General features: G+C 62.2%; 11 protein-coding genes. 5 read left to right on the plus strand and 6 right to left on the minus strand.

Translation table 11 applies throughout. The features are described 5' to 3' along the window. The first annotated feature begins 40 nt into the window (after positions 1–40). Together DVU_RS01970 and DVU_RS01975 are read left to right on the plus strand one after the other, a co-directional pair. The gene (locus tag DVU_RS01970; RefSeq protein WP_010937711.1) at positions 41–277 is read left to right on the plus strand and encodes a dissimilatory sulfite reductase D family protein; all 237 of its coding nucleotides are present in this window, start codon (positions 41–43) and stop codon (positions 275–277) included. A gap of 115 nt (positions 278–392) precedes the next feature. Beyond that, entirely contained in the window at positions 393–1799 is a 1407-nt protein-coding gene (locus DVU_RS01975) for a cobyrinate a,c-diamide synthase (RefSeq protein WP_010937712.1), read from the plus strand. Positions 1800–2276: 477 nt separating this feature from the next. On the opposite strand, the gene DVU_RS01980 is transcribed toward DVU_RS01975, so the two are convergent. Then, positions 2277–3146 carry a DMT family transporter gene (locus DVU_RS01980; RefSeq protein ID WP_014524230.1) on the minus strand — a complete coding sequence of 290 codons (870 nt, stop codon included), beginning with the start codon at positions 3144–3146 and terminating at the stop codon, positions 2277–2279. Positions 3147–3383: 237 nt separating this feature from the next. Between DVU_RS01980 and DVU_RS01985 the strand changes: the two genes are divergently transcribed. Beyond that, a complete protein-coding gene (locus DVU_RS01985; RefSeq protein WP_010937714.1) occupies positions 3384–4028 on the plus strand; it encodes a septal ring lytic transglycosylase RlpA family protein in 645 nt (214 codons plus the stop codon). A gap of 90 nt (positions 4029–4118) precedes the next feature. Continuing rightward, positions 4119–6266, plus strand: coding sequence for a GGDEF/EAL domain-containing response regulator (locus DVU_RS01990; protein WP_010937715.1), 2148 nt, complete (start codon positions 4119–4121; stop codon positions 6264–6266). Positions 6267–6488: 222 nt separating this feature from the next. On the opposite strand, the gene DVU_RS01995 is transcribed toward DVU_RS01990, so the two are convergent. From DVU_RS01995 to DVU_RS02015, 5 genes are all read right to left on the minus strand, one after another. Continuing rightward, on the minus strand, positions 6489–6839 hold the full coding sequence (locus DVU_RS01995; RefSeq protein ID WP_010937716.1) for a hypothetical protein: 351 nt from the start codon (positions 6837–6839) through the stop codon (positions 6489–6491). 5 nt (positions 6840–6844) lie between these two features. Continuing rightward, positions 6845–7450: a hypothetical protein gene (locus DVU_RS02000; RefSeq protein ID WP_010937717.1), complete on the minus strand. Its 606-nt coding sequence runs from the start codon at positions 7448–7450 to the stop codon at positions 6845–6847. 161 nt (positions 7451–7611) lie between these two features. Further along, positions 7612–9285 (minus strand): glycosyltransferase family 9 protein, encoded by a 1674-nt coding sequence (locus tag DVU_RS02005; protein ID WP_010937718.1) that lies wholly within the window; start codon positions 9283–9285, stop codon positions 7612–7614. Positions 9286–9301: 16 nt separating this feature from the next. After that, complete coding sequence (locus DVU_RS02010) at positions 9302–9967, minus strand: potassium channel family protein (protein ID WP_010937719.1); 666 nt, start codon at positions 9965–9967, stop codon at positions 9302–9304. Positions 9968–10024: 57 nt separating this feature from the next. Beyond that, on the minus strand, positions 10025–11362 hold the full coding sequence (locus tag DVU_RS02015; RefSeq protein WP_010937720.1) for a TrkH family potassium uptake protein: 1338 nt from the start codon (positions 11360–11362) through the stop codon (positions 10025–10027). Between the two features lie 118 nt (positions 11363–11480). On the opposite strand from DVU_RS02015, the gene DVU_RS02020 reads away from it, so the two are divergent. After that, entirely contained in the window at positions 11481–12800 is a 1320-nt protein-coding gene (locus tag DVU_RS02020; RefSeq protein ID WP_010937721.1) for a malic enzyme-like NAD(P)-binding protein, read from the plus strand. The last annotated feature ends 6 nt before the right edge of the window (positions 12801–12806 follow it).

The raw sequence follows: 12806 nt of genomic DNA on the forward strand, positions 1-12806 counted from the left end.
GGGCGGTAAACGCCCCCGGTTCACTAAAAGGGGTACTTCCATGGAAGAAGCCAAGCAGAAAGTCGTTGACTTCCTGAACTCCAAGTCTGGTAGCAAGAGCAAGTTCTACTTCAACGACTTCACCGACCTGTTCCCCGACATGAAGCAGCGTGAAGTGAAGAAGATCCTCACCGCTCTCGTGAACGACGAGGTTCTCGAATACTGGTCCTCGGGCAGCACCACCATGTACGGCCTCAAGGGCGCTGGCAAGCAGGCTGCGGCCGAGCACGAAGACTAGCCTTCATGCTTAAGGAGCATCGCTCCAGCCAGGAAGCGTATGAACCGCATGGTTCATACGCTCTTTTCTTATGGCCTGCCTTGCACAAGGCAGCGGTAATGCATACGGGAAACCCATGAGCAGTGCGCGACTCGTCATCGCCGGATTGAACGGCGGCACCGGCAAGACCATCCTTTCTCTCGGCACGGTGCGCGCGTTGACCAACGCCGGGCATTCCGTGAAGCCCTTCAAGAAGGGTCCGGACTACATCGACGCCGAATGGCTTGGTCTTGCCGCAGGTAGGGCGGCTACAAACCTCGACCCGTTCTTCCTTGATGCGGCGCGGCTGCAATCGCTTTTCCTCCATGCCTCTGCCGGGGCGTCGATTTCCATCATCGAGGGCAACCGCGGGCTCTATGATGGCCGGGACGTGACAGGTTCCTGTTCCACTGCTGAACTCGCCCGCATTCTCGATTCGCCCGTCGTGCTCGCCATGGACTGCACGAAGATGACGCGTACAGCCGCCGCCATCCTTTCAGGTGTTGCCGCGTTCGAACCGGGTGTGAAGCTTGCCGGGGTTGTCCTCAACCGTACGGCCAACGAACGGCACCGTTCGATGTTGCGGCAATGCATCGAGCACTATACCGACATCCCGGTGCTGGGTGCCTTGCCGCGTCTGCGCGACAACCCCATCCCCGAACGGCACATGGGTCTCGTGTCCGACCGCGAATTCGCGCAGTGTGCCGGAGAACTCGACCGTGTGGCCCAGTTCGTCGCCCAGCATGTGGATGTGGAACGCATGGCTGAAATCGCCCGCAGCGCCCAGCCTCTGGCGTCGAACGAACCCTTCTGGCCCGTGGTGGCGGAGGGTGATGGCGTCAGGCCCCGCATCGGCTATGTCCGTGACGCCGCCCTGTGGTTCTACTACGAGGAGAACCTTGAAGCCCTTCGTCAGGCAGGTGCCGACCTCGTCGAGTTGCGCATCATCGATGGCGACCCGTGGCCCACGCTCGACGGTCTCTATCTCGGTGGCGGGTTTCCCGAGACGCTTGCCAGCGAGTTGTCCGCATGCCGCGAGCGTCTTGCCGGAATCCGCGAGGCAGCATTGGCAGGGCTTCCCGTCTACGCCGAATGTGGCGGGTTCATGGTGCTTGGCGAATCCATTGTCATGGATGGGGTCGAATACCCCATGAGCGGAGTCTTTCCGGTACAGACCGTCTTCCATCCGAAGCCGCAGGGGCTTGGCTACGTCGAGGCCGAGGTGGTGGCAGAGAATCCCTTCTTTCCGCAAGGCATGGTCTTTCGCGGGCATGAGTTCCATTATTCCGCCTGCCGTCCAAGAGACGGGGGGGCCGTGACGCACGCGCTGCGCCTCAATCCCGGTACGGGGATGGGCGGCGGGGCGGACGGCCTTGTGCAGGCGAACACCTTCGCGGCGTATACGCATATCTTCGGGCCGGCAGTGCAAGGGTGGGCCGAGCGTTTCGTCAGGGCCGCACGGGGCCACCGGGACCAGCTGAACAAAGGCACCGACCTCAGCTGACAGCCTCCCGGTCACCTTGCGGGTGGCTGGCGATGCACAGTCAGAGCATGCCGCTTGTCGGTATTCTGTGTCAGGACAGACCCGGCTATCAGCGGATGCTGTAATCGCTGTATCCGGATTCGTCGTATCTTCCGGCACTCCCCGTTAACTGGCTGAAGCCGAGTTTGCCTGCCATCAGATGCGGTGACAGTCTTCCCTGTTTGCCATGGCGAAAGACACCACAGCCTGCACACCATTCGGAACGCCGCTGCGGTCGTTACCTCGGTCCTTACGGCGTATCGACCGATGCTCTTTGCGGTCGCTGGAACCTGTTGCTGTGGCTGCGTGCACAGCGGGACAGGGCCTGTAGCCGTATTCGGCGCGTGCACGCCTGTCCCGCAGTCCATCCATCATTCGAGGGCAGCCCTGCCCTTGTTCACGTGTCGTTGAGGCCGTCAGTTGCCATGCGCATGCGTCCTGAACGAGAGCGGAAAATCGTCATCGGTTGGCCGTGTATACCCCGGTCAGCACGAGGGCGGCACCAAGAATCAATGAGGGCGACAGCGGTTCGCCTAGGAACAGCCAGCCGGAGAGGATGGCGGTGATGGGGACGAAGTTGATGAAGACCCCTGCCTTGGCTGCCCCGATGCGGTCGACACCTTCGTAGAACCATGTGAAGCCCAGCGCGGTTCCGAACATGCCGAGATAGAAGATGCTCGCCCATACATCGGGCGTGTAGGTGGTGATGGCATCCAGCATGCCTTCGTGCAGTGCGAAGGGCAGCAGCATGCATGCCCCAGATGCGCAAGACCATGTGACCGCCGCCAGAGGAGAGAGACTGCTCATGGCCTTCTTGCCGAGAAGCGAATAGGCGGCCCAGCTGGCAAGGCAGCCCACGAGGGCGACATCACCCCATGAGACGCCACCCTGCAGGAACGAGACCGGGTCGCCACGTGTGACGGCTACCAGTGCTCCACAAACTGAAATGGCGATGCCGATGCATTTGCGCCGGGTGAGAGGTTCGCCCAGAAAAAGTGCTGCCCCAAGGGCTATGACGATGGGGTTGTTGGCCACGACTACGGCAGCGCGCCCTGCGGGGATGGTCTGCAGGGCTGTGAAGAAGAGCGCGTTGTACGCGAAGATGCCGGTGGCACCGAGAAGCAGCACGAACAGGATGTTGCGGCTGCCGCTGACCTGGGGCAGGGCGCCTTCGCGACGTCGTATGTGCCATACGAGAATGGCCGTGGCGAGGGTGAACCGCAAGAATGCGAGGGCGAATGGTCCGGCGTGGGCCGCGCCTATGCGTCCGGCGACAAAGGTCCCACCCCAGAAGAATGCGGCGAGAAGGAGTTTGAGATAAAGAATCACAAGGAATCTCCATAAGGCGGATTGCAGGGAAAATGCCGTATTATAGTGTGCAGTACAGTCGCTTGCCATGTATTGTTGACTGCATTGGCACTGTATCGTCGTTATGCATGTTAAAAGTTGCTTTGAGTGCCATTAGTGGCATAACAGACCGAAAATGCGTCTGTTTGACACGAAGCTTGCCGTCTGTCATGTTAAGGGAACGACGAAACGGCAACCACGTTGCCAAGCAGGAGGCTTATGATCAAGCGACTGACAGCCGCCGTGGTCTGCCTCGCCATCCTGCTCGCGCATGTCGCTCCGGCTTCGGCGAGCAATTCCGGGATACGCAAGCAAGGCAAGGCGTCCTGGTATGGTGAGGAACAGCACGGCCTACCGACTGCCAGCGGTGAAGACTTCGACATGAAGGCTTTTACGGCCGCCCACAGAAAACTCCCCCTCGGCAGTGTCGTGAAGGTGACCAACGTCCGCAACGGGCGTTCGGTTCTTGTAACGGTCAATGATCGCGGGCCGTATGCCGGCAACCGCATCATCGATCTTTCCTATGTGGCGGCAAGCAGACTGGGCATGGTGCGCCAGGGCGTCGCCTCCGTCAAGCTTGATGTCATGGCCAACGCAGACGGAACCCCCATCCACTCTGGCAAGGCGTTCTACATCGACATTCGGCGTTTCGCTTACAAAAGCGATGCCCTGCGTCTTGTGAGGTCTCTTGAGAAAACGGGTCTCGCCTCGGCGCGGGCCGTGCGTCTTGAAGGCACCTCGAACAAGGCGTGGATGGTGGCCGTGGGGCCCTTCCGCAACTTCCATGATGCCGCCGGGGTGCGTTCCACGCTGCAACGCAAGCAACCACAGAGCGAAATCATTCTTGAACGGGGCGACTTGTAACCGCAACGTCCAATATTCTTCTGGAAAAAAACGCGCGTTGTTGGCACAATAGGCAATATTCTCAGTCGGAAGACAAGGAAATCCCTGCCTATGTCCGATTCTCCTGCGCGTATACTCTGCATCGACGATGACGATGCCGACCGCATGAACCTCGTGGCCTACCTTGAGGACAGCGGTTACATCGTCCTTGAGGCGGCGAATGGCCGTGCAGGGCTGGACGTCTTTCGGGCTGAACACCCCGACCTGATTCTTGTCGACCTCCGGATGCCCGTCATGGGCGGTATGGAGGTCGTCGCGCATATGCGTGAGGAGGCACCGGGCGTGCCTGTCATCGTCGTGTCGGGGGCGGGTATTCTCGAAGAAGCCGTCGAGGCGCTGCGGCGCGGGGCATGGGACTATGTGACCAAGCCCGTCCTCGACATGCGGGTGCTGGAACACGCCGTGATGAAAGCGCTCGAGCGCGCAAGACTCCTCGACGAACGTCAACGCTATCAGGAGCGTCTAGAGTTCGAGGTCGAGGCACGCACGCGTGAACTGCGGGTTTCGAACGAGCAACTCCGCAGTACTCAGTCGGAGTTGGAGGACAAGAGCCTCTTTCTCGAGACGCTCATCGAAAGTCTGCCCAATCCGCTTTTCTACAAGACGCTTGATGGCGTCTATATCGGATGCAACAAGGCCTTTTCACAGCTTCTGGGCATTCCCCGCGAGAAGATGGTCGGCAGGTCGGCACGAGACCTCTTGCCCGACCATGCCTATGCCCAGATCATAGCTGGTGATTGCCCTTCGGGCAGTGATGCCGGAGAGCACTCGTGCGTCTTCGATATCCTGGGTGCCGACGGGCATATCCATACCCTCGCATTGTACAAGAGCACCTACAGCGACAGTCAGGGGCAGGTCTCCGGCATCGTGGGCACTTTTCTCGACATCACCGAACTCAAGCGCAAAGAGGCGCAGATAGTCCATCAGGCGACACATGATGAATTGACGGGGCTGCTCAACCGCTTCGGCATGCGTCAGCATGTCGACCGTCTTATCGTGGGCGGGCAGATGTCGTTCGCCCTGCTGGTCATCGACCTCGACGACTTCAAGACGATCAACGACAGCCTCGGGCACGCCCTTGGCGACAGGCTGCTGCACAAGGCAGCAGAGCGCATCGTCGAACTGGTGGGTAGTCAGGGCATCGTAGGACGCCCTGGCGGGGACGAGTATGTCGTGCTCCTCTACAATGTCGATGCAGAGGCCGCCCATGCCATGGCACGTCGTATTCTCGACATTTTCACGGACAGCCTGTCCGTGTCCGGCCACGAAGTCTACATATCACTCAGTATCGGCATCGCGGTGTACCCCGAAGATGGGGATGACGCCGCCAACCTCTTCAAGTGCTGCGACATCGCCATGTACCGGGCCAAGGAAGAGGGGGGCGCCCGTGCCCAACGGTATCTCGCCGCCATGCAGGACGTGATCACCAGTCGGCTTGCACTTGAAAAGAACCTTCGCAAGGCGCTGGAACGGGGCGAGTTCGTCCTGCATTACCAGCCCAAGGTCGACATCAGGACAGGGGCTGTGACAGGCATGGAGGCGCTGGTGCGGTGGGTTCGTGACGATGGGACCATCGTTCCGCCGCAGGATTTCATCCCCGTGGCGGAGAAGACCGGACTCATCGTCGCTCTTGGCGAATTCGTGCTGCGCGAGGCCTGTCGCCAGATGCATGCGTGGCAGAAGCGGTTCGGGCGGCTCAAGATGGCCGTCAACATTTCGGCCCGGCAATTCCAGCCCGGACTTCCGGATACTGTCGCTTCGGCCCTTGCCGATGCGGGCCTCGACCCGGGGCTGCTCGAGCTTGAGATCACCGAAACGACCATGATGCGCGACCTCGCGTTGACGGTTTCGGTGCTTGAGCGGCTCACCACCGGGGGCATCGCCGTCGCCATCGACGACTTCGGCACGGGCCACTCTTCGCTCTACTACCTCAAGACGTTCCCCATCAGTTCCATCAAGATCGATCGTTCGTTCGTGCGGGACATACCCAATGACGAGACCGATGCCACCATCGTGACCACGGTGGTGAGCATGGGGCGCAACCTCGGCATCGGCATCGTGGCTGAAGGTGTCGAAACCGAGGCTCAGCTCGATTTCCTGCGGAGCCTGGAGTGCCCCGAGGTTCAGGGCTACTACTTCTCGAAGCCCCTTCCGCCCCACGCTTTCGAGGCGTGGATGGAAAACCGCCTTAGAGTCTGATTCCCGTCATCCAGCGATGTGATCGAGGCCTGACCGAGAGGCCATATGTGGCTGCGGTGTCTTTGTGACGTGTGCTTCCGGGGACCGGACGGCGTGGCAAGATACTCGGCATCAGGTCGTTTCCGGCAGTGCACGAAAGGCATAGGGGCGACCCACGTGTGACGACAAAGGCCGGATGCCCGCGGGCATCCGGCCTTTACGTCGGCAACATGTGTGAGGCTGTCAGCCGAGGTGCCCCAGAGTCACCGGTGCACCGGTAAGCTGGGCAGCCCTGCCGTAGCCGCGAAGCCGACGCACTTCACGCTTGTTGTCCTGCAACTGGCTGCGCAGTTGGGTATGCAGGCGTCGTGCCTCTTCGGTGAGCTTGCCTTGCAGGCACTGAAGTCTGACCAATCTGTCGCGCAGGGCGTCGAGGGTTTCGGGCGCCCGTCGCTCCCATGCCTGATGCAGGAGGCGTTCGCGTTCGGCGGCTGTGAGGTCGGCAGCATCCACATCGCCAGCGGCGAGTGCTCCGAGTTCGCGTTCTCCGAGAGAGAGTGCCTCGTCGAGCAGGGCGAGACTGTCGGTGGTCATGGCGACTACCCCTTGACCGCCTTGCGGATGTCTTCCCGCAGGGATTGAATGACCTGCTTCCAGTTTTCGCAGACGGGCAGGAACTCGTATTCGAGCAGGTCGGCGAGCAATATCCAGTCTTCGTTCTCGAGGACCTCGGTCATTTCGGTGAGCAGGTCGGAAATCTGGTCGACGTTGGTCTGGAAGTCGACACCACCCCGCAGGGAGAATTCCGCACGCAGGGTGCTGATCATGCCCATGAAGTCGCGGGTCACGTCGATGAGGTCCTGCAACAGCTCAAGGGCTTCGGTGTCGTCGGCCTGACGGAAGAGCGTGGCGACCTGCTTCGCCCCGGAAGTCATGACCTGTATCACCTTGTACAGTTCGCGAGAGATGTTCACTGCCATCTCGCCGACGGGCACGGTGCGAATCTCGAGCGACCGGATTTCGTCGGTCTGCACGTCTTCAGCCTGATGCGGATAGATTTCGGAGAAGGTCTCTTCGTTGACGAGCACATCCGTGACGATGCGATTCTCCAGGTAGTCCTCGGTGAGCACCTTCACCAGTATCTCTTCAAGATTGGCGAAGCTGTCGAGCTTCATATCGGTCTGGCGACCGTCGATTACGATCATTTCTGCCTCCTGCGATCCCGGTCGGGAAGGTTTTGCGCTGTTCACAAGAATAAGCAAATTCCGGGCCAACGTCCTTGATCCGGATGGGGCAGGTATGCAGGGGCGCAGGTCGGGAAAGGCGTCAGCAGAGAGGCAAGCGGGACAGCAGGAGAAGGCGGGGGTCAATCGGTGGCTACGGAGAGGTGGTCGTGCCATGCCGTCGCAAGTGCGCGATACAGAGAAGCGAGTTGCAGAATGGTATCAAGTGATGCCCCCGCCGTCTGCATCTCTGACAGCCACAGGTGGGCAAGGGCCCTGAAGTGGGGGCTTTGCTCAAAGAGGGCATGGATGCGTCCGCAGGTGGTCAGAAAACGCTGTTTCGCAAGGTCGGACGAGGTGCGTTGCAGCAGTAGCCCCTGTTCACCCAGAAGGTGCAGCAATGCCGATGCCTGTCCGAGGACTGTGGCGCAGTCATGGCGAAATGCCTGGGGCAGGGCGCAGGGGAGGTCTGGTGCCCTCAGCGAGGGAAGGGGACAACCCGCCGTCGCGGCAGGGCGCTTGAGGTCAAGGAATTGACGATAGAAGTGCCGTTGTTCGCGTATCCATGCCGTGCGGGTTTCCTGTTCATGCCCAGATGCTGAAGCATCGTCATGCCCATGTGCAGAAGCATCGTCATGCCCCGATGCGAAGGCGTCGCCATGTGCAGATGCGGAGGCGAGGTCGATGAAGCCGTGGGCGTCGCGCCGTGCGACCCAGACTCGCGCGCCTTTGGCCGGCACACTGTGCCATGCGCCCTTCGTGAGTCGACCAAGCAGCAGTGCCGCAACGTCTGCGGGGCGGATGGCGTCATGACATGCATGGTCGTGCGGGCACGGGACGCCGAAGGGGCAGGGGTGGCAGGGCATGTCGGGTTCGAGACAGCAGGCGTCGTCGCTATAGGGGCCCGTGTCCCACGGCTGTGCCGTGGCGAGGAATATGGCGAGTACGGGAAGCCCCAGTCCGGCGGCGAGGTGCATCGTTCCGGTGTCGTTGGTGACGAGTGCGCGCGTGCACGAGAGGGCCGCTGCGAGGTCGGGCAACCGGGTGCGTCCCACCAGACTGATGAACGGTGCGGTCGCGGCGGTCGCGTAGCCCTCGGCAAGGTGCTGTTCAGCAGTGCTTCCGACAAGTACGGGACACAGTCGCTGTTCACGCCAAAGCCTGTCCCCGACCGCGGCGAAGGATGCCACAGGCCAGCGGCGTCTGTCCTCGCTGGCACCGGGTTGCAGGGCGACGAAGCCCTCGCATCCTTCCGGGGCCGCTTCGGCGAGTTGCCGGTGCACGACCGCGCGTCGTTCTGCGTCGGGGCAGCGCAAGGTGAAGACGGGCGTCTGGTCGCCGACACCTGCGACGCGGCGTATCACGTCCACCAGATTGAACGGGCTGCATCCCCTGTCACGGCTGGCTGCCTGAAGGAACGTGCTCCATGCGTCGGCGTCGAGTCCGAAACCGTGTTCGTCGAGGGCGAAACCGAGCAACGGGCCGCCCTGGGGCACCAGCCTGCGGGCGAGCAGCCTGCCAGCGAGCGTGGCAGTGAGGTTCAGCACCCCGTCGGGGCGGAATGACTTTGTGAGATCATCGCACCAGTCCGTGATGTCGGCGGTGGCGCGCCGCCAGTCGTCATCCAGTCCTGCCAGCAACCGGGCACCGGGCAGAGGCGCGACGTGTGCCACCCCATACAGCAGCGAGGCTGCTTCGGCGAAGTTGTCGAGGCATACGAGGGCGGTCTCGTGTCCTTGCGCGTGCAGCCCTGCGAGTGCGGGCTGTGTTTGCAGCAGGTCGCCGAAGCGGGTGAGGTTGATGACGACGAGACGCATGGTATCGATTGGCAGGTCAGGGTTCGAGACGGAGCACGTCTTCGTGCCGTCCGATGACGACAAGCTTGTCACCCTGTTGCAGCACTTCGTGGGCTGCGGGTACGAAGCGGTATTCGCGGAAGGCGGCGGGCTTCACCGCCACCACCATGACGCCGTGCTCGTTGGCGAGTCTCAGGTCGAGCAACGTCCGCCCGGCCCATTTGTCCACCGTGAGTTCCTGCAGGAGAATCTGCCCTCCGCCGCCGAGGGGCAGCAGGTCGAGCATCCCCGGATTCACGAGCCTGTGGGCAAGGTGCGTGGCCACATCATGTTCGGGAAGGATGACGTGATCGACACCAAGGCGTGTGAGCACCTTCTTGTGCTCCGTGCTCACGGCCTTGACCCATATCTTGCGGACGCCGATTTCCTGCAGGTTGAGGGTCACAAGCAGCGAGGTCTCCATGGAGTTGCCGACGCTGACGATGACGCAGTCGAGGTCCTGGAAGCGCAGTTGCTGCAACACCGCGGGGTCGGCGGCATTGCCCTGATAGACCTGCGATAGGATGTCCTGCGCCTGCCGGATGCGGCCCTCGGTACTGTCGATGCCGACCACGGAATGCCCAAGTTCGACGAGGGTCCGTGAGACCTGCAAGCCGAACTTGCCAAGACCGATGACGCCTATTTCGAGTTTCGGTGTAGCCATTGCAATCTCCTGGGCGGGGTGTGCGCGCCGCGAAAGGATGCGGCTGTCAGGCACATCCTAGCCGATGGGCATGTCCATTTCGGGCCAGCGGTACTTGGGTTCGGTCTGCAGGCTCTGCAACGTGGTCAGAAGCCATAGCGGGCCGAGGCGACCGACGAACATGATGAGGGTGATGCACAGTTTGCCGCCTGTAGTCAGGTGCGGCGTGACCCCGGTGGAGAGTCCGACCGTGCCGAAGGCCGAGACGGTCTCGAACAGGAGGTCGATGAAGTCGAAGCGGGGGGCTGACGGGTCGACCACTGCGTCGGTGGTGAGGGTGAGTATGGTGACCCCTCCCACCACGGTGAGGGTGGCGAAGAGAAAGAGCGTCAGCGCCTTTTCGATGGTCGCCCTGTCTACGGCCCTGTCCATGAGGATGATCTGCCGTCGTCCCTTGAACTGGGCGGTGACGAAGCCGGCAAGCACCCTGAACGTGGTCGTCTTGATGCCGCCTGCGCACGAACCCGGCGACCCGCCCACGAACATGAGGAAGATGATGACCAGCAGCGTGGTGTGGGTGACGGCACCGAGGTCGATGGTGTTGAATCCCGCCGTACGGGCCGACACGGACTGGAAGAGCGCGGGCAGCACGAGGTCGGCGCGGCTCATGCCGTTGCCGGAACGCCACGCCTCGATGCACCAGATGGCGGCGGCACCGCCCACGATGAGCAGCGCCGAGGTGCGGAGCACAAGGCGGCTGTGCCTCGACAGCCTGACCGAACGGTCGCGAAGCGCTGAAAGGCATTCGTCCAGCACAGAGAAGCCCAACCCGCCGAAGATGATGAGCAACATGATGGTGGCGTTGACGCCCACGTTGTCGCGGAACGAGACGAGGTTGTCGGGCATGAGGCCGAAGCCCGCGTTACAGAATGCCGAGATGGCATGGAAGATGGCGGCATAGACATCAATGCGCCCTTCTCCGAAGATGAAGAGCGCCGCGGCACCGCTGAATTCGATGCATAGCACGACCACCACCACGCGTTGCAGGAACGTGCCGAGGTGGAACGACGGGTCGTGCAGCAGTGCCTGCCCCACGGCCAGCCTGTCGGTGATGGAGACCCGGCGTCGCCAGAGGAAGAAGATGAGGCTCGAATAGGTGGTGATGCCGAGGCCGCCAAGCTGGATGAGCGCAAGAATGACCATCTGCCCCATCGTGGAGTAGGTCGTGCCGGTGTCGACGACAGCAAGCCCCGTCACGCATACCGCCGATGTTGCCGTGAACAGGGCGTCTACGAACGAGACGGCCTTTCCGGTGCCGCAGGCCTCAAGCGTGAGCAGCACTGCCCCCGCGAGAATGACGGCAGCGAACGAGAGCACCGGAAGGGCCAGTGGCCCGAAGTGTTTATGGTACGCCATGTGGCGCATGATAGCCCTGCGGGGGGCGCATGGCAAGTTGCCGACTTGCGGCGACCGGCGCGATGCACTACCTTGGTCGCCGTCCCACGACACACCACATATCAGAGAGGTAGTACGCATGGCCCTGTTCACCAAGGAGGAGGCGCTCCGCTATCACGCCTGCGGTCATCCCGGCAAGGTCGAGACCGTTCCCGTCAAACCCTGTGCCACCCAGCGCCATCTCTCCATGGCCTATACGCCGGGCGTCGCCGATGCCTGTCGCGCCATCCACGCGGATGCCGCCGAGGGCTACGCCTACACCAACAAGGGCAACCTCGTCGCCGTGGTCTCCAACGGCACGGCCGTCCTCGGCCTTGGCGACATCGGGCCGCTGGCTGGCAAGCCCGTGATGGAAGGCAAGGGCGTGCTGTTCAAGGTCTTCGCCGATGTGGATGTGTACGACCTGTGCATCGAGCAGAAAGACCCCGCGAAGATCATCGAATTCGTCAGGATGCTCGAGCCTACCTTCGGCGGCATCAACCTCGAAGATATCAAGGCGCCGGAATGCTTCGAGATAGAGCAGACGCTCATCCGCGAGATGGACATTCCCGTCTTCCATGACGACCAGCACGGCACGGCCATCATCTCCGGGGCGGGTCTCATCGCCGCGCTCGAACTCGCGGGCAAGAAGGCCGAAGAGGTCAAGGTCGTCGTCTCCGGTGCCGGTGCCGGTGCCATCGCCTGCACCAACTTCTTCATGGCACTGGGCGTCCGCCGTGAGAACGTCTACATGTTCGACTCGCGAGGGCTTCTGCACAAGGGGCGCGCCGGGCTCAACGCCGCGAAGCTGGCCTTTGCGCAGGAGCGCGACCACGGCAGCCTCGCCGATGTCATGCGCGGCGCCGACGTGTTCCTCGGCCTTTCGGTTGGCGGCATGGTGACGCCCGACATGGTGGCGTCCATGGCGGCGAACCCCATCGTCTTCGCCTGCGCCAACCCCGACCCCGAAATCGCCTACCCAGACGCCAAGGCCGTGCGCGACGATCTCATCATGGCCACCGGGCGTTCGGACTATCCCAACCAGATCAATAACGTGCTGGGCTTCCCCTTCATCTTCCGCGGCGCACTCGACGTGCAGGCACGCACCATCAACGAGGAGATGAAGATGGCCGCCGCCCGCGCGCTGGCCGCGCTGGCCAAGGAACCCGTGCCCGCCGAGGCGCTGGCCCCCTATGGTCTTGCATCGGCTTCGTTCGGCGTGGACTACATCATCCCCAAGGCCCTCGACCCGCGTGTCATCGAGTGGGTCGCCCCCGCGGTGGCCGAGGCCGCCATGCGTACGGGCGTGGCGCGCCGCGTCATCGACCTCGACGCCTACCGGGTCGAACTGCGCGAGCGCATGAAGGCAGCCCGCGCACGCATCGGGGCCTTCATCGACAGCTACGGGCTGGATTTCTAGCCACGG

This window comes from Nitratidesulfovibrio vulgaris str. Hildenborough, assembly GCF_000195755.1.
In the GTDB taxonomy this organism is placed as follows: domain Bacteria; phylum Desulfobacterota; class Desulfovibrionia; order Desulfovibrionales; family Desulfovibrionaceae; genus Nitratidesulfovibrio; species Nitratidesulfovibrio vulgaris.